Origin of the sequence: Yaniella sp. (assembly GCF_030453185.1) — a bacterium.
Classification (GTDB): Bacteria; Actinomycetota; Actinomycetes; order Actinomycetales; family Micrococcaceae; genus Yaniella.
Genome location: NZ_JAKDKW010000001.1, coordinates 112,319 through 130,940 on the forward strand (window position 1 = coordinate 112,319; position 18,622 = coordinate 130,940).

Genomic DNA, 18,622 nt, shown 5'->3' on the forward strand with positions numbered 1-18,622 from the left:
TCATGGTTGCGCTGCTCCCGACCCGTCAGGCCACGGATCTTGTCTCAGGTATCCAGGACTATCTCACAACGACTTTCGCGCTGTCAGACAAGCCGGCACAGGCTGCAGTCCGTGAGTTCCTGTCGGATCGTGACAATGGCATGTTCAAGGGGCCGTATATCCGGTTGCGGCTGCCGTTCCAACCGGCTCAAGACGGTTGGGAGAATTTCCTCGGTCATCATTTTGGGGAGTTCACGCCCTACGGGCACCAAGCGCTGGCGTATGAGCGTTTAAGTTCGTTTGGACGTGATGGCCAACGGTTCCGTCGTCCTGAACCGACGTTGGTCACCACCGGTACCGGGTCAGGCAAGACCGAGGCGTTCTTGCATCCGATCTTGGATCACGTACTGCGTGCTAAGCGCGAGGGCATTACCGGGATGAAAGCACTCATCTTGTATCCAATGAACGCATTGGCAAATGATCAAGCAGCACGACTAGCACAGCTTCTCACCACGGATACACGACTCTCCGGTATCCGCGCCGCTCTCTACACAGGTCAAAAAGGGAAAGATCGGTCTCGAGTCACCGCCGACAGTTTGATCACCAACCCCCAAGCGATTCAAGACCATACGCCAGATATCTTATTGACCAACTACAAAATGTTGGATCAATTGCTGCTGCGGCATAACGATGCTCCTATCTGGGAAGCCTCGGCGCTGAGTCTGCAGTACTTGGTTCTTGATGAATTCCACACCTACGACGGTGCTCAAGGAACCGACGTGGCCATGCTGCTGCGACGCTTAGGCATGACGCTGAAGTCCTATTGGCCAGCATCATCTGATGGCGGCGCTGATGCAGTCACTGCTGAAGATCGACAACGTCCACTGGGCATGATCACTCCCGTGGCCACGTCGGCCACACTGGGCGGTGGTGACGGTGGCGAGGAGATGCTGCACTTTGCCGAAACCATCTTTGGCGAAAAGTTTGATGAGGCATCGCTGATCACCGAATCGCGTATGAGCTTTGCCCAGTGGCAGCAGTTGAGCCCAGCGGGTGCTGGCTTGCCCCGCGGTCTTGAAGAGCTTAGTGCGTCTATTTCTGAGACCAATCGGGTGGTCGAAGCTAACCCGTCTGAAGAAGAAATTCTTGACACGATTTTGGACGCGCTGTTTGAACAGCCTCCAGAACATGAGCCTCACGTGATGCTTGATGCGCTGCGCCACCATCCGCTCACAGAATTCTTGGTCGTGCACACTGAAACTGCCCGGGATATCACTGAACTGACAGAGTTGCTGTTTCCGAGGTTGACCGGGGAGAAGGAACTTGTAGAGGCCGCCGAATTTGTGAGCCACATCCTGGCCCTGTACTCCTATGTTCGCGTTGCGACAGGACGTCTGGCGCTAACGGTTGAAACGCACTTATGGATCCGAGAACTCACCCGTATTGACGCGAAAGTGGATACGTCTCTTGAGTTCCGTTGGGGCGATGACCCGGTGGTGGAGACCGAAGAACTTGCACAGGGTGAAGCACCGGCAACCTATCTGCCGGCAGTCTACTGTCGCCACTGTGGCCGGTATGGGTGGGGTGCAAAGCTCGCTCCGACACAGTCAGAACTGATCATTGATCCAGATGAGATCCGCCAGGCCTCGCTGACTCACGAAGCAGACTTTCGTGTCCTGCTCGAAGGCGGAGCAGAAGCCGACGAAGCCGCGCGGGAAGGCCGCAGCTACCGCTCTACCAAAGCCATCGGGCTGCGGTACTTTCATCGACAAAAACAAACACTGGATACCAGGCCGCCAGAAGATGATGATCCAGATCTACATCGAGGTCTGATCATTCCGGTTCTGGCTTTAGACGGTGATGAGGTTGTCGAACAGTCACAAAACGATGTCTGCCCGGCGTGCTTCACCGAAGATGCCATCCGTTTCGTAGGTTCTGCTGTTTCCACCCTGACATCGGTTGCGATCTCTACGCTCTTTGGCGACTCTGATTTGGATCGTGCAGAGAAGAAAGCGCTGGTCTTTACCGACTCTGTTCAGGATGCATCACATCGAGCCGGCTTTATCCAGGCACGCTCGCGCACGTTTACCTTGCGTAGCCAGTTACGCAACGGTTTTGCCGACACCGGATATGCCACGATGACCTTGGCACAGTTAGTCAATAGTGTCATGAACGTTCCCGATGTGGCTGATGAGCGTTTTCATCGCTTCCGTCTAATCCCGCCGGATTTGGTTGAGCGCAAAGGTTTTGCTGAGTTCTGGCAAGAACGTGCCACCGGACGGGACCGGAGCCGTGCTTACACCAATGTGCAGCGGCGGCTTTCCTTCGACGCTGCCTTGGAATTAGGGCTGAGCGCTCGTATGGGGCGGACCCTTGAACTCACCGGATCAGTCGTTGCTGAGGCAGACGCAGGATCTGACGCGAAACTTGCCGCCATCGCACAAAAAGCCTGGGACACCACGCTGCATATCCTGCCCGATACGGGCGTCCCATCGCAGGAGGAATTCTTGCACTGGGCTCGTGGATTCTTGGTTCGCATGCGACTGCGCGGCGGGATTTATCACGACTGGTTACGGCGCTACATTGAAAGTGGCGGGCGTAGATATTGGCTCTGGGGAGGTCGCCCTCGAGAACAAGGCATGCAAGCGTTTCCCAAGGGTCGCCCCGCGCCAGCGTTTCCGGTGGTGGGATCAACACTTCCCGATAGCGGCTTAGACCCGGTAGCCTCTCGTCGGAGCTGGTATAACGACTGGACCCATCGAACCCTGGAAGTTGGTCGGGATGATGCCAGTGTCTTAGCCAGAAAACTGTTCGAGCTGCTCCATGAAGGTGGCATCCTCATGGCGTTGAAAGCCGAACCGGGTGCAACTGCTTATGCATTAGCTCCGGAACAGGTCATGCTGGCTGTTCCCAGTGCTGCAGGGCTGCGCAATGGGGAGCATGCGGTGCAGTGTTCGGTGTGTGGGACCATGAGCTTCGGGACGCCACTGGTCGTTGAGCAGTTGCTTGGTGCACCATGTCTGCGTCAAACCTGCAAGGGATTCCAAGAACGCGGCATTTTTGACCCGAAAAATTATTATCGCCAGTTGTATGCCTCAACCGACGGCAAACGCGTGGTCGCCAAGGAACATACGTCGGTCTTGAAGGATAAAGACCGGCTTGCATATGAGGATGGTTTCAAGAAGACGTTGCAGGATCCGGGCGACCCCAACGTGCTGGTTGCCACGCCCACCCTGGAAATGGGCATCGACATTGGTGACCTCTCCTGTGTCATGCTGGCCTCCCTCCCAACATCTGTTGCCAGCTATGTGCAACGTGTGGGCCGTGCAGGTCGCCTGACCGGGAATGCCTTGGTTGTTGCGTTTGTCCAAGGCAGGGGAGCGCACCTGCCGAAGCTCAACGATCCACTGTCTGTTATTGATGGTGAAGTTCGTCCACCCAAGACGTATCTGGACGCTGAAGAGATTCTGATGCGTCAGTTTATGGCATTTCTTGGCGATAAACTTGCCCGAGATCCTGAGGCAGCACACCCGCGGCAGGCCAAAGAGGTCATGCAATCGGTCAAACCGAATAGCTATTTCGGGCAGCTTATCGCGTTGGCTCAGTCTGATGACCGTGCACTGGTTGATGAGTTCCTGCACGCTTTTGGCAGTCTTGTCTCGGAGTCCAGCCAGCAACGGCTCTATGCCTGGGTGCAACATGAGATGGCAGGTGTACTGGAACATGCAACGGTTGAGTGGCAACAACTCGGTGAAGCGTTACGGCACCGCATCCGTGATGTCCAAGACGCCCTTGAGGACCTGACGCAAGATTTCCACCAGGCCCAACACGATTTCGGCCACGACGAGAAACATCCGAAGTTGAAAGAGGCGGAACGTGACGTCAACTCCGCTACCGCCCAGCTCAAACGGCTTCGGGCGGAAGAAAATGAATTGAACACCGGCTGGTGGATTGCACAGCTGGAACGACATGGCATCTACCCGAATTACACGTTGATCGGTGAGCCAGTCGTCCTCAACGTCGGTGTTTCGTGGCGAGATGAAGACACGCAAGAATTTGAAACCGAGACCTATGAATTAGAACGTATGGCTGACGTTGCAATCCGTGAGCTTGCCCCAGGCGCCACGTTCTATGCCTATGGGATGGAAATCGACATCGATGCTGTCGACCTCGGCCCGCAAAACCGGAACTTGCAATACTGGCAGATCTGTCCAGGATGCGGCTGGATTAATGCCATTGAGCATACCGGTACAGAGCGTGGTTATAGTGGTCTGGTTTCCAGCTGTGCTCGCTGTGATTCCAACGCTATCCATGACCAGGGGCAGATTTATACGACACTGGAACTGAGCCGGGTCAGTGCTGAAGTGCGCCGCGACGAAGCGTCCATCAGTGATAACCGGGATAGCCGCCGAAGAACACGATTCACCGTGGTTCCGGTCAATGATGTTGAACCCAATGGTGTCGACACTCGTTGGTTCGTGGCTGAAAATGGTTTCGGTGTCGAATATCTTCGTCAAACCACGGTCACCAACCTCAACTTTGGCCTTACTTCGCGGCGATCTACCGTGCGTGATATTGCAGGACAACGCATTGCCAACGCACCACTGTTTACGATTTGTGCCTATTGTGGTCAGCTACGTCGGTCGGAACAAGCCCATTCAAAATATGATCACCGCTTATGGTGCAGATATCGCAAGGCGGATGAGGCACCCGAAGAAGATGTACTGTTAGCCCACCGGTTGCGGACTCAAGGCGTCAAGCTGCATCTACCGTTGCAGCCCGAATACGCTGATGATTATGTAGCACCCACGCTACTAGCCGCGGTGCAGCTGGGACTCGTGGAACACCTGGGCGGCGCCACCGGACAGGTCGCTGCGTTTGAGCTACTAGATCACGACACAATGCACGCCATGACCCTGTTGATCCATGACAGGGTTCCTGGCGGAACCGGCTATCTGGCAGCGTTTAAAGAACCTCAGACCGTCTTCGAAGTGCTCAAAGCGGCCTGGGAAATCGTCAGTCAGTGTCCATGTCAGCAGGAGGAGCGGCGAGCATGTCACCGTTGTCTGCTGCCGTATGCGCCCTACAAAATGGAAGACCACGTAGCCCGTGTGACCGCAGAACGGCTCCTGACTGAACTTCTCGCAGTCCCGGATGGTGCCTCAGATGTTCAGAGCATGCCGTGGACCATCCAAAATGATCCGGTCGAACGCGACGCAGGGGAATCCATGCTGGAAGTGGAATTCCGGGACGCATTGAAACAGCGGTTGGATTCCCAAGGCGTCAAATGGGAATCGGTCCCCACAGCGCGCGGTGAGGAATTGCGCTTCCGAATACCGGATAAGCGAACCTCGGGCAGATTGCATTCCTGGAGCCTCCGGCCGCAGGTCGATATCGAGGGGACACGCCCGGATTTTAAGCTCATCTCTGGTGATGCGAATCTTCCAAGCCTGGCAATCTACACCGACGGATTCACCTACCACGCGACACCCGGTTATAACCGGGTCGGTGATGATGCCATGAAACGACACCGGTTGCGGATGCAAGGCGATGCGTTGCCCTGGGCGATCACATACCAAGACATAGAATTGTTCCTGGTCAACCGTGAACATAGCAATACTGCCGTGCGGGCGAATGCTTGGTTGAACCAAAACACCGTCCAAGCGCTGCAACAGCAGCATGCGTTCCAAAAAGATATTGTGGAATCCATTCCGCGGGGCAACCTGGAGCTGCTGTGGCAGTGGATCCAAGACCCGGATATTAGCCAATGGCAACACACCGCAAACTTGGCCGGAGCATTGGCCTTGTCAGATTCCGCAGCGCAAGGCTCCATCGAACAAGAACACGCAAGCGAGTTTCAATTAACTGCTGAACAAGCCAATACGCATCTAAACACCGCACAGGGTGACTATCTCCACTGGATGCGGCAACTCGGTGCAGTCAATATGTTGGTCAGAGGCGACCTCAGAAACTCGCTAACTATGCGCAGCATACTGGTACTTCATGATGGTTCAGATGCTATGCACACCTACGACTACAAACACGCCTGGCAGCAGTGGCTCACCTGGTCGAACATGTTGGCTTTCGTATCTGACCCCGGTTCCGTGCTGATCGCTACCCAATCCACGGCTCAGACTCTGTGGGAAGAGCTCTACGGCGCCTCCGATGTCCGAGTCACCGAGGCCCCGGGAATCGATGTGGCACGGCCAGCTGTACCGGTGGGCTGGGAAATTGTCTTCGAAGAAGCCGAAGCCGATGAACATGCCTTTTTCCAAGAGCTAGCAGAGCACGGTTTACCGGTGCCCGAGATTGGCGATGAAATGGACGGTGTCATGCTGCAGGTTTCCTGGCCAGACCACAAGGTTGCGGTCGTCTACGATCCCGAAGACATCGAACCGGTCCAGTCCAAGGGTTGGACCGCTGTGGTAACGGACGACACCGCAGCAGTACTGGTAGCACTGGGGCAGGACTAGAAGGAGCTCGATCACAATGCCTATGGTGACTATGGCAAATCACAAGAACAAACTGGATGGTTCGGTTCATCAAGCGGCCTATAAGTTCTTACACAAACTGCAGGCTGATGACACGACCCTGGGCCTGCATATTGAACCCATGGTGAACGCCCGTGATGACCGCGCCAGAACCGGTCGGGTGAATAAACAATGGCGAGCAGTGCTCTACAAGATCACCTCAGATATGGGAAACCATTATGTCTATATGGGGACCTACCCGCACGATGAGGCTATTGAAATTGCCAGAAGCCACGTGTTGAAGATGAACCTGGCACTGGGCGTGCCGGAGTTCCAGAAAATCGTCGATGAAGATGTCCCCAAAATTCCTGCGACACCAAACACTCCCACGGCGGAGCAGTCGGCTGTCGCACCGGAAAACCCAGAACCGGTCGCTTCCGAACCTGACTGGGAGAACCATCTTGGGAAACACTGGACACAAGAGACCCTCGTCCAAGAAGCTGGTATTGCTTCCGAACGAGCTACCAAGGCACTTGCCGCCACCACAATGTCCGAGCTGCATGCAGTCATAGACGACGCCCCCGAAGCTCAAGGCCTCGTCCTTCTGGGTCTTGCCAATGGGCGAGACTTTGAGGAGATCAAAGACGAACTAGGACTGGAACCGCTCGAGGCCGGCGATGAAGAAACTCAACTTGCAGAGTCTCTGCGCAAGGCATCGGTCGGCTTCGTCTATGTTGGAGACAACCCCGATGAGCTTAAGGACGCTCTGGAATCGAAAAACTTTGATAGCTGGCGGGTGTTTCTCCACCCCGAACAGCGTCGCTTTGCCGAACAAAACACCTCAGGCGCCTACCGGCTATCTGGGGGAGCAGGAACCGGGAAGACCGTGGTGTTGGTGCATCGCGCTCGCAATCTAGCGAAGAAATACCCGCAGGCACGCATTATCTTGTCGACCTTCACAAAGGTACTCGCGGAGTCTTTACAATCCCAATTGAAGAAACTTGATGCCTCGGTGCAACAAGTACAGCGCATTGGGACACCTGGTGTCGCTGTCCTGGGACTCGACCAAATAGCCGCCCAGGTTGTTGCTCAAACAGAACCAAAAGAGCTTACTGAAGCCACGCAAAAGGTTCTGGGACCAACAGCCAATTCCCTAGCAGGGCGAACGCTGAACGTCCACGAAGCCTTCGAAACTGCTGCACGAATTGCGCAACCAGATCTTGCCGAGGATCTGTGTCATCCTAGCTTCCTAGAACAAGAGTATGTTTCGGTTGTGCTGGCACACCGGATTGTCGATGAGACAGCATATGTCCGCGCCAACCGAAAGGGACGAGGTACAGCACTGGGGCGGAAGCAGCGTAAGGAATTATGGAAGGTGTTTCACCAGTTCCGGCGTGACCAGCAATTGAATAACCAAGTGACGTTTCCCGAAGTTGCCACGATTGCAGCCGCCATCTTAGAAGACCGTGCCACGCAGGGAGTCTCCTTGCCAGCTGACCATGTGCTGGTCGACGAAGGACAAGACCTGCACAGTGGCCACTGGGCCATGTTGCGAGCCATCGTCCCAGAGGGGCCGGACGATTTGTTTATCGCCGAGGACTCACATCAGCGAATCTACGGACAGAAAGTTCCGCTATCGCGCTTCGGCATCAATATCGTTGGTCGTGCACGCCGACTGCGGCTGAATTACCGCACAACGGCCGAAAACCTTGCGTTGGCGGTACGAGTGTTGGACGGGGGAGACTACACCGATTTAGAAGATATACCGGAAGATGCATCTGGATATCAGTCCGTGCGCTCAGGCCCACGGCCTCATCTGGTTGCTGCTGGGTCGCTTCGTCAACAAATTGTGGAAGCTGCGAAGTTCATCCGCTCCTGGGTAGACGATGGTGTTGCCCCCGATGCCATCGGCGTGATGGTTCGCAGCGAACGCATTAAAGACCAAGTGGAACGCGGCCTACGGGATGATGAAGCGTTGGCACCTAATACGGGTTCCGATTCAGCTGTACAAATCATCACCATGCACAGCGCCAAGGGCATGGAATTCGAACGTGCCATTATCATCGGGGCTGGTGCAGACCAGATACCAGCTGCTTGGCAACTTGCCGACCTGCCCGAGTCTGAACAGCACGATATCGAACTTCGAGAACGGTCTCTGTTGTACGTGGCCGCAACCCGCGCACGTGATGAACTGGTGATCACTTGGGCTGGCGAGGTGTCTGGCTATCTCACGCGAGTTTCATAGTGTCTTTACGAGGACATCCTCATCGTCAATTAGCTAGACGAGCCGCCGCGGCGCGGAGCAGCTAGATCATCGGAATCAATGACCAGCGTGAACGGTCCGCTGTTCACCAAAGCAACGTCCATCATTGCTCCAAATTCGCCGGTGGAAACCTCAAGCCCCTGAGCTCGGACCTGTTCTACGAAATATTCATACAGTGGCTCAGACTGTTCAGGGCGGGCAGCATTTGACCAGGATGGCCTACGGCCCTTTCGAACATCAGCGTTGAGCGTGAACTGCGAGACCACCATGACAGGCGCATTCAGATCCACCGCAGATTGCTCGTCTCCAAGAATCCGCAAATTTACGATCTTATTGACCAGGGCATCGGCTTGTTCCTCGCCGTCGTGGACGTGTACTCCCAATAAGATCATGAGACCTGGACGGGGGAGTTCACCCACCACTTTTTCATCGACGGTGACACTGGCTGAAGTTACGACTTGGATGACTGCACGCATGGCTTCAAGTGTAGCTGTGGTGTTGCCCGGGTGGCCGAATCATTAGAGTAGGGGATGTGCAAGATTTGTTCTCCTCGGCCCACGACGACAATGATCGTCCAGATTCCTCAACCAACGTATCGGCTGCCGCTCCCTTAGCGGTGCGTATGCGTCCCAGAACCCTGGACGAGATTGTGGGCCAACAGCATTTGTTAACCCCCGGTTCGCCGTTGCGAAAACTGACCGAAGCGAACGGCCCTGCCGGTGTGGGGCCCTCCTCGATCATGCTGTATGGGCCCCCGGGTACCGGTAAAACGACCCTTGCCCATGTGATCTCCCAGGCACCGGATCGAAAGTTTGTACAGCTATCTGCGATATCTGCGGGTGTAAAAGACGTTCGACGCGTCATGGAACAAGCCCTCGACAATAGAGATCTCTACGGCCGTACCACCATCTTATTCTTGGACGAAATACACCGATTCAACAAAGCTCAGCAGGATGCGCTTTTGCCGGGAGTAGAGAATCGCTGGGTTGTGCTCGTGGCTGCAACCACTGAAAATCCGTCGTTCTCGGTCATATCTCCGCTCCTGTCCAGGTCGATCATGCTCACACTTGAACCGCTAACCGACGGCGATATCGGTGAGCTTATTGATCGGGCCTTATCCGATGAACGCGGACTCAATGCCACGGTGGAGCTCGAGCACGAGGCCCGAGAATATTTGATTCGAATGGCTCAGGGGGATGCACGGCGAGCCCTGACGACTTTGGAAGCAGCTGCCGGTGTTGGATACGATCAGGCTGCGGGAGAACAGTCACCAGTGGTGACCGTCGAACATGCTGCTCAAGCCATGGACCAAGCGGTATTGCGCTACGACAAAGATGGCGATCAGCATTACGACGTCATCTCAGCATTTATCAAGTCGATCCGAGGATCCGATGTTGATGCGGCTTTGCATTACCTGGCGCGAATGATTCATGCCGGTGAGGACGCACGATATATTGCCCGACGCCTGATTGTTCACGCATCGGAAGATATCGGAATGGCTGACCCTACGGCACTACAGTCTGCGGTCGCGGCAGCGCAAGCGGTCCAGCTCATTGGCATGCCGGAAGGGCGCATCCCTCTTGCCCAAGCGGTGGTCCATTTGGCGACTGCACCAAAATCGCCTGGAGCCTACGACGGTATTAACGCTGCACTAGCTGATGTCCAAGCAGGTCGGGCGGGAGTTGTGCCAAAACACCTACGCGATTCACATTACGCAGGGGCGAAGGCACTCGGGCACGGTGAGGGTTATAAATTCCCACACTCCTACCCGCATTCCATCGTGGCCCAACAGTATTTACCAGATGAACTTTTAGACCGGCAGTACTATCAGCCAACGACCAATGGTCACGAACACATGATTTCGGAACGCGTCGCCAGACTTCGTGCTGTATTGCGCAACGAACCTCCAGCACCGCAAACGCCCGATCAGACGAGTGACGATTAGGTCGACAGGTCGGCTTCTGCTAAGCTATCCCTTTGTCTGGCACGTTTCTGCCCAGTTGTAGGAATGGTAGTTATGACGGTTGGCGGTATAACCCTCAGCTCTCTGGAAAACAGTGACATCAGAGGCCAGGATTCATCTACATCAATGGCTAGTCGGCTTTGTCGTGAAGATGATACAAAACCAATCGATACCGTATGACAAGAAAAGGAAGCCACAAACATGGCAAAAGGTCTACGTACCCGTCGCACAGTGCGCCACTCACGCGCACTCGGCATTGCGCTCACCCCTAAAGCTGAAAAGTACATGGAGCGCCGTCCTTACGGTCCAGGTCAGCACGGTCGTGCACGTCGTCGTGCCGATTCTGACTACTCGGTCCGTCTGAAAGAGAAACAGCGTCTCCGCGCTATTTACAACATTCGTGAAGCCCAGATGCTGCGCTACTTCAACGAAGCGCGTCGTCGCGCTGGTCTAGCCGGTGAAAATCTGGTTGAAATCCTAGAATCCCGTCTCGATGCCCTCGTGCTGCGTGCAGGCTTTGCCCGCACCATTGCTCAGGCACGCCAGATGGTTGTTCACCAGCACATCTTGGTTGATGGCAAGCGTGTGGATCGTCCATCCTTCTTGGTTTCCGAAGGCCAGCTGATCCACGTTGCTGAACGCAGCGAAACTATGGTTCCGTTCCAGATCGCTGCAACTGGTGCACACCAGGAAGTACTGCCAGATGTGCCAGGCTACCTCGATGTAGAAATCGACAAGCTTCGTGCAACCTTGGCTCGTGAGCCAAAACGCGCCGACATTCCTGTTTCGATCCAAGAAAACTTGGTCGTCGAGCACTACTCGCGCTAAGCACACAGTTCTACACTTACATACCGGCTCGGTGGATCTTGCTTCGGCAAGGCCCCGGGCCGGTGGTGTCTTGATTCCTAAAGTATCGACTTCAATGGCCCATCCCAACTCTGGATTGGTAGAGTAAGTACGGTTACGAAACAGAAAGGGTTGGCGGTTGTGAAACGAGTCATACTTGTCGGCGTAGGTGCTGCAATCGGGTGGTACGGTCACTCCAAGTTGTCCAAAGGTCGGGACGAGGCGGCGCTGCGTGCTGAAGAAGCCCTGCGTACATCACTCGCCCCAGAGAACCTGGGTCGTACAATCGGCGAGGGAGCTGCCAATATTATCGTGGAGTCAACACGCGGCTTCTTTTCAACCGTGCGAGAACAAATTCCTGCGCTGAATCGTGGGCAGGCTCTTCCTCCTGTCGTAGAGAACTACGAGGAAGTTCAGCCCTTGCAAGGCGAAGTCACCGACGTGACTGCGGAACGCGCCGAATAACGTTTAGTTCCAAAAGATTTTTTGCCCTTCAGCCGGTGTGACCCCCGGTTTCTACGTTGTGATGGAAAACAGTTATGCAAACACATGAAATTGCCCGCCGTTGGAATGCCTTCTTTGAAAAGAACGACCACAGCGTAGTTCCCTCGGCGTCGTTGGTTTCTCCCGACCCCTCCTTGCTGTTTACCGTCGCTGGCATGGTCCCGTTCATTCCGTATTTCCTGGGTCAGCAAACGCCACCGTATATTCGTGCTGTATCGGTTCAAAAATGCATTCGGACCGCCGATATCGAAGAGGTTGGGAGAACGGCCCGCCACGGCACGTTCTTCCAGATGGCTGGAAACTTCTCCTTTGGCGATTATTTCAAAGAAGGCGCCATCACCATGGCGTGGGAACTGCTCACCACACCGCAGGAAGACGGCGGATACGGCCTCGATCCAGAGCGTTTATGGGCGACGGTGTATACCGAAGATGAAGAGGCATATAGCATCTGGCGCGATGTCGTAAAACTGCCAGAAGATCGCATTCAACGCATAGGGAAAGAAGACAATTACTGGCACACAGGCCAACCCGGTCCGGGCGGTCCGTGCTCTGAAATTTTCTATGACCGCGGTCCCGCATATGGCAATGCCGGGGGACCTGCCGCAGATGACACCAGATACCTCGAGATTTGGAACCTGGTGTTCATGCAGTATCAGCTGGCCGATGTCCGTAGTCAAGCTGACTTCGACGTTGCTGGCGAGCTTGCCAACAAGAACATCGACACCGGGCTGGGGCTAGAACGCTTGGCCATGATTTTGCAGGGTGTCGAGAACATGTATGAGACCGACCAGGTTCGCCCGGTCCTCGACCGGGCCGCTGAACTTGCCGGTGTGACCTACACTTCAACGGAAGACGCCGAGGACCCAAATTTCGCCAATGATATGCGGTTGCGATATATCGCCGACCACATTCGTTCAGCGTTGATGCTGATCAGCGACGGAGTTGTACCCGGCAACGAAGCAGGTGGCTATGTGCTGCGTCGCTTGATTCGTCGTGCAGTCCGCGCGATGCGACTCATGGGAGTTACCAATGCTGTGCTCCCGGAGCTCCTTCCGATTTCACGCGATGCGATGCGCGGGACCTATCCACAAGTTGCAGAAGACTTCGAACGAATCTCACGCATTGCCTACGCAGAAGAGCGCGCATTTTTGCGCACCATCGCTGCAGGTACCACACGCTTGGAATCTTCCGTTGCGCAGGCACGAGCAGCCGGCACACAATTATCGGGCAACGCGGCATTTGAACTCCACGACACCTTTGGTTTCCCTATCGACCTGACCCTAGAAATGGCAGAAGAGGCCGGAGTGTCGGTGGATCAGAGTAAGTTCACGGACTTGATGCAAGAACAACGTGAACGTGCACGCAAGGACGCGAAGGCAAAAAAGACAGGTCACGCCGATACCAGTCTGTACTACCAAGCGCATGCTGGCCAGGATACGGTCTTTACCGGTTATACCGAACACACCACCGAATCTCAGATCCGCTCACTGTTAGTCAACGGCGAGGAGGCCGGTTTTGCGGAGCAAGGACAGCAGGTAGAAGTCGTTCTGGACGCTTCCCCGTTCTACGCTGAAGCTGGTGGACAAGCTGCAGATACCGGATTAATAACCGGCGACGGATTCGTTATCGAGATCCAAGATGTACAGTCACCCATTAATGGGCTGTCCGTACATCAGGGCACCATTCGCGAAGGCGAAGCTCCTGCGGGAGCACAGGCCGTCGGTGCCATTGATTTACGGCGTCGTCTCGACGCTCAAAAAGCGCACTCGGCGACCCACATCATTCACGCCGCGCTGCACCAGATCCTCGGTAAAGATGCGGTTCAAGCAGGTTCTTTCAACAAAGAAGGCTACTTACGGTTCGACTTCCGATGGCAGGACGCAATGTCTGATGCAGCGCGTCAAGAGGTTGAAGAATTAGCAAATATCGCCATTCGCGACAACTTCTTCGTCAATACGATCGAAACCAGTTTGAAAGATGCTCAGGCCATGGGTGCGAAGAGCCTGTTCGGTGAAAAATACGGTGACCGGGTTCGAGTCGTGGAAATTGACGGCCCATGGTCTCGTGAGTTGTGCGGCGGAACCCACGTCACCAATACCGCTGAAATTGGTACGCTGGCGCTGCTCAATGAACAGTCCGTTGGCTCGGGTATTCGCCGTGTGGAAGCGCTTGTAGGGCTGGACGCATTCGACCATTTTGCCGCTGAACGGACGCTTGTCAATCAGCTTTCGACCATGCTCAAAGCGCCGACAGCCGACATTCCAGGGCGCGTGGAGCAAACGCTGCATAAACTCCGTCAGCTCGAAAAAGAGCTCGCCGAACTTCGTGCACAACAAATGCTGGCCCAGGCCGGTCAACTTGTCGACAAAGCTGAAACCGTTGGGCAGGTGACACTGCTGACCCATAACTTGGGTGACATATCCAGCGCTGACGACTTGCGCTCAACCGTGCTAGATCTTCGAGATCGTCTCACGAAAGCTGGAAATCAGAATATTGTTGTTGGCATGGTAGGCACATCGAATAACAGACCCCTCGTGGTCATCTCCGTCAACGAGGGCGCTCAGGCTCTTGGTTTGAAGGCCGGCAATCTCGTCAAAGCTGCTTCTCAAATGCTTGGCGGTGGCGGTGGAGGAAAACCTGATCTGGCGCAAGGTGGGGGACAGGACGTCACGAAGCTCGATGAGGCCCTGGCGAGTATCCGTCAAGAAGTTGAAACGGCATAATGACTATGAAACGACGATACGGTAACTAGTACATTTCATGACAACAATGAACGACAGCGAGACGTTGTACGGTTCTCGCCTCGGCGTAGACGTCGGTCGAGCTCGGGTGGGCTTGGCCGCAACGGACCCAGCTGGCATCTTGGCGACACCAATAGACACTTTGAAGCGAGATGCCGATGATCTGAGCGATCTTCACCGGATCGTTGCAGAAGCGACTGAACGAAACGCCGTTCGTGTATACGTTGGCGATCCTATTAACCTGCGAGGCAAAAAGACCGCCTCGACGGATGACGCACATTTGTTTGCACGGCAATTGGCACACCTCTTGGCTGCGGCAGAACTTTCGACTCAAGTTCGTCTGATTGATGAACGTTTGTCTACTGTTAGTGCATCACAAAAGCTTCACCAAGCGGGAGTTTCATCCCGAAACCAGCGCTCGGTTATTGATCAACTTGCAGCAGTGGCTATCTTGGAACATGCTCTGATGTTAGAGAACAATACGGGTGCCGATACTGGAACCCTGGTCTCTGCGGAACAGGAGGACAACAGTGACGGATGAACATCTGTCTGGTGAGTCTCCTCTCCCGCAATTCATGAGCCGACGTGAGCGACGCGAATATGAGCAAGCCCAAGAACAAGCCCGCCGCGCGCGTGGTATTCGGAGCGCTGCTGATGGACAGTCTAGCCAGGGTGAGAACAACTTATCGCACAGCGTTGAGGACGCCTCAGAGCAGCCAACGACTGATTCATCCGAAGATGACGTACTCATTTCGGGACGGTACGATGCCGGTCAAAATGAGGACCTAGGCGATCTTTACCCGTTGCCTGAAGATACACGGGACTATCCAGACCTGGCATCCGAGGTCGCACTCTATTCACCAGAGGAACCTGCTGAGGACGAGACTCAGGAGAGTCTTTTGGGCTACATGCTCGTGGCAGACGGCAGTGAAACAGCGCCAGAAATTGATGAAGAGGCGTTGCAGGCTCGAAAGGTCCGTAAACGTCGACGTACCGTCATCATGCTCAGTAGCTTTGCGATATTTCTGGGTTTGCTGGTGGTCGTTGGACTCGGCGTGAGCCAGCTCGTTGGCTGGACGAATAATGACTACCCGGGCCCGGGTGGTAAGGAAGTTCAGTTCGAAGTGAACTCAGGTGAAGGTGCTATCGTCATCGGGAATCGTCTGGTTGAGCATGACATCGTGGCCTCGACCAAGGCATTTCGAGATGCCGTTGAAGCTTCCGACAGTTCCTCGGAGATCCAACCGGGTGAATACACGCTCCGTGAGGAAATGCCAGCTCGCGATGCGGCTTCTATTCTTTTTGGGGAAGACGCAGAAGGCCAACACTACGTCTACATCAACTCAGGCCACCGCATCGACGATGTCTATGAGAGCATAGCCGAGCAAACTAGTTACAGCGCTGATGAAATCGAAGAGGCGGCTGAGCCAACGAACTTCGGGCTGCCTGAGGATGCACCATCCTTAGAAGGATATGTCGCGGTGGGCGAGTACCATTTCCCGGTAGGTGCCTCACTGGAAGAGATTCTGGAACAAATGATCGAACCGACCATGGATGAGTTCGAACGCCTTGAGATTGAGGATCCTGAAGAGCAATTACGGATCGTCACGATCGCTTCGATCTTGGAAGCTGAAGCCAGGACCGAAGATTTTGAAGAAGTCGCAGGCATTATTGAAAACCGTCTCGACCGTTCCAACTCGGAGACCGCTGGATATTTGCAAATCGACGCCACAGTCATTTACGGCATGGGCGTACGCCAGCTGCAGTTTTCTGCTGAAGACCGTCAAGATGAATCCAACCCCTACAACACGTACCAGCATCGTGGTTTGCCACCCGGCCCCATTTGTGCACCATCGATCGCTGCGCTTGATGCTGCGGCGGAGCCCAATGACTCAGATAACTACTACTGGATCACGACCAATATCGAAACCGGTGAAACAAAGTTCTCCACCACCTACGAGCAACACCGGCAATACCAGCAGGAATATCGTGAGTATTGCGATGAGAACCCCGATATTTGTGGGCGTGGCTAATTGTCAGAAGTAAACATGATCCGCGAAACGTTCCAGGCAGCGGTGCTTGGTTCACCGATCGAGCACTCTAAATCTCCGGACATACACCGTGCTGCATACTCCTTTCTGGGTGTCCCCATCAACTATGAACGCGTGGAATTGACCGAAGTACAAGCCGATGACTTCATGTCTTCGTTAGCCCAGCGCTATGGTTCGACACGGCACATCGCAGGTTTTTCGGTAACAATGCCTTTGAAAGCCGCATTGATACCGCACATGTGCAACGTATCGAACCGTGTCGCACATTTAGGTGTGCTGAACACGGTGGTGTTTGATCGCCACGGTGACCCATTGGGATACAACACCGACGTCGATGGTATTCGTCGTGCCCTGACATTGGAGGACTCCCCGTCAGATGATGGCGGCTCGATGGGAATTCTCGGTGCTGGAGGTACTGCATCAGCGGCGATAGCTGCTGCAGCAGAAATGGGAATGGACGCCGTTGTCCTGTATGTGCGGAACCCACAAAGAGCACAAGAGCCTCTCGCTGTGGCGCAGCGGTTTGGGCTTGAGGCCCAGGTCAAATTGCTTACCGACTTGCCGCAATTTGTTCAAGGACACCGTGCCATGGTCGCCACACTGCCTGCAGGCGCGACAGACTGGCTTGCACAGCAATTACCTCAACACGGGCTACCTCCGTTGCTTGACGTCATCTATGAACCGTGGCCAACCGCTTTCGCTGCGCGGTGGAAAGCTTCTGGAGCTAACGTTGCATCCGGTTTAGATATGTTGTTGTACCAAGGCGTGGAGCAGGTCAAACTGTTTACCCAAAAACTCTTGGATAACCACGAGGACATAGATTGGCAGACAGTCACGGAACGCATGGCTACAGCACTTGGTTTTGCCAATCACTAGCAACTTTGTCGGTGGACAGAAATCGACATGAAGTAAGCGCTCACGCGCTGGACATGAAAGAATCGAGCGTATGATGCGTTGGTTAACTGCAGGAGAGTCTCACGGCTCCGGACTCGTAGGAATTATTGAAGGACTGCCGGCTGGTATTGAAATCACCACCGCAGACATCCAAGAAGCGTTGCTACGCCGCCGTCTGGGATACGGTCGAGGCGCGCGCATGAAATTTGAAAAAGACGAAGTGACCATTATTTCTGGTGTCCGTCATGGCGTGACACTTGGCTCACCGGTGGCCATTCATATCGCCAACACCGAATGGCCAAAGTGGGAAAAGGTAATGAATCCGGATCCGGTGGCGGCAGAAGAAATCGAAGGACTGGCTCGCAATGCCGCCCTTACCCGCCCTCGTCCCGGCCACGCCGATATGGCCGGGATGCAGAAATTCGGTTTCGACGAGGCGCGTCCGCTGCTGGAGCGCGCGTCTGCCCGCGAAACCGCGACGCGAGTGGCGTTGGGCCGTGTGGCACAGCATTTTCTTGCACAACTGGGGATCACCACGGTTTCCCACACCGTGCGGATGGGCGAGGTTGCACTCGCCGATGGTTACGAATTTCCAACCGCTCGTGACGTCGAAGCACTCGATGCGGATCCCCTGCGCTGCTTAGACCCTGAGGTTTCTGCTCAAATGGTTGAAGCCGTTGATATGACCAAGAAAGCCGGTGAAACGCTCGGGGGAGTCACCGAAGTGCTTGTACATAATGCCCCGGTTGGCTTGGGCTCACACATTCACTGGGACCGAAGACTGGACTCGAAGCTTGCCGGTGCTCTGATGGGTATTCAGGCTATGAAGGGTGTAGAGAGCGGGGACGGTTTCGACACTGCGGCCCGTGTGGGCTCGGAAGCTCACGACGCCATTATTCGCAATTCTGATG

At 54.9% G+C, this 18,622-nt stretch carries 11 protein-coding genes; 10 read left to right on the forward strand and 1 reads right to left on the reverse strand.

What is annotated here, in order from left to right; translation table 11 throughout:
- Window positions 1-2: 2 nt before the first annotated feature.
- Both L0H14_RS00430 and L0H14_RS00435 read left to right on the forward strand, forming a co-directional pair.
- Window positions 3-6,452 carry a DEAD/DEAH box helicase gene (locus tag L0H14_RS00430; protein WP_301416690.1) on the forward strand — a complete coding sequence of 2,150 codons (6,450 nt, stop codon included), beginning with the start codon at window positions 3-5 and terminating at the stop codon, window positions 6,450-6,452.
- Between the two features lie 31 nt (window positions 6,453-6,483).
- Window positions 6,484-8,694 (forward strand): UvrD-helicase domain-containing protein, encoded by a 2,211-nt coding sequence (locus L0H14_RS00435; RefSeq protein WP_301421287.1) that lies wholly within the window; start codon window positions 6,484-6,486, stop codon window positions 8,692-8,694.
- 29 nt (window positions 8,695-8,723) lie between these two features.
- On the opposite strand, the gene dtd is transcribed toward L0H14_RS00435, so the two are convergent.
- On the reverse strand, window positions 8,724-9,188 hold the full coding sequence (gene dtd, locus L0H14_RS00440; protein ID WP_301416593.1) for a D-aminoacyl-tRNA deacylase: 465 nt from the start codon (window positions 9,186-9,188) through the stop codon (window positions 8,724-8,726).
- A 56-nt stretch (window positions 9,189-9,244) separates the two neighbouring features.
- Between dtd and L0H14_RS00445 the strand changes: the two genes are divergently transcribed.
- The 8 genes from L0H14_RS00445 to aroC all read left to right on the forward strand — a co-directional run.
- Window positions 9,245-10,657 (forward strand): replication-associated recombination protein A, encoded by a 1,413-nt coding sequence (locus L0H14_RS00445; protein WP_301416591.1) that lies wholly within the window; start codon window positions 9,245-9,247, stop codon window positions 10,655-10,657.
- 219 nt (window positions 10,658-10,876) lie between these two features.
- Window positions 10,877-11,503 (forward strand): 30S ribosomal protein S4, encoded by a 627-nt coding sequence (rpsD, locus tag L0H14_RS00450; protein ID WP_301416589.1) that lies wholly within the window; start codon window positions 10,877-10,879, stop codon window positions 11,501-11,503.
- Between the two features lie 159 nt (window positions 11,504-11,662).
- Entirely contained in the window at window positions 11,663-11,986 is a 324-nt protein-coding gene (locus L0H14_RS00455; protein WP_301416587.1) for a hypothetical protein, read from the forward strand.
- A 74-nt stretch (window positions 11,987-12,060) separates the two neighbouring features.
- A complete protein-coding gene (alaS, locus tag L0H14_RS00460) occupies window positions 12,061-14,748 on the forward strand; it encodes an alanine--tRNA ligase (RefSeq protein WP_301416585.1) in 2,688 nt (895 codons plus the stop codon).
- A 37-nt stretch (window positions 14,749-14,785) separates the two neighbouring features.
- Window positions 14,786-15,307: a Holliday junction resolvase RuvX gene (ruvX, locus tag L0H14_RS00465; protein WP_301416583.1), complete on the forward strand. Its 522-nt coding sequence runs from the start codon at window positions 14,786-14,788 to the stop codon at window positions 15,305-15,307.
- Entirely contained in the window at window positions 15,297-16,799 is a 1,503-nt protein-coding gene (mltG, locus tag L0H14_RS00470; RefSeq protein WP_301416582.1) for an endolytic transglycosylase MltG, read from the forward strand. Before ruvX ends, mltG begins: the two co-directional genes overlap by 11 nt.
- The gene (locus L0H14_RS00475) at window positions 16,800-17,693 is read left to right on the forward strand and encodes a shikimate dehydrogenase (protein WP_301416580.1); all 894 of its coding nucleotides are present in this window, start codon (window positions 16,800-16,802) and stop codon (window positions 17,691-17,693) included. It begins immediately after the preceding gene.
- Window positions 17,694-17,763: 70 nt separating this feature from the next.
- A partial coding sequence (gene aroC, locus L0H14_RS00480) for a chorismate synthase (RefSeq protein ID WP_301421289.1) occupies window positions 17,764-18,622 on the forward strand: 859 nt, incomplete at its 3' end.

Coding starts and splice junctions, on each gene's coding strand:
- ruvX (WP_301416583.1), top strand. CDS start 14,786: ATGACAACAATGAACGACAGCGAGACGTTGTACGGTTCTCGCCTCGGC.
- L0H14_RS00435 (WP_301421287.1), top strand. CDS start 6,484: ATGGCAAATCACAAGAACAAACTGGATGGTTCGGTTCATCAAGCGGCC.
- rpsD (WP_301416589.1), top strand. CDS start 10,877: ATGGCAAAAGGTCTACGTACCCGTCGCACAGTGCGCCACTCACGCGCA.
- alaS (WP_301416585.1), top strand. CDS start 12,061: ATGCAAACACATGAAATTGCCCGCCGTTGGAATGCCTTCTTTGAAAAG.
- L0H14_RS00430 (WP_301416690.1), top strand. CDS start 3: ATGGTTGCGCTGCTCCCGACCCGTCAGGCCACGGATCTTGTCTCAGGT.
- dtd (WP_301416593.1), bottom strand. CDS start 9,188: ATGCGTGCAGTCATCCAAGTCGTAACTTCAGCCAGTGTCACCGTCGAT.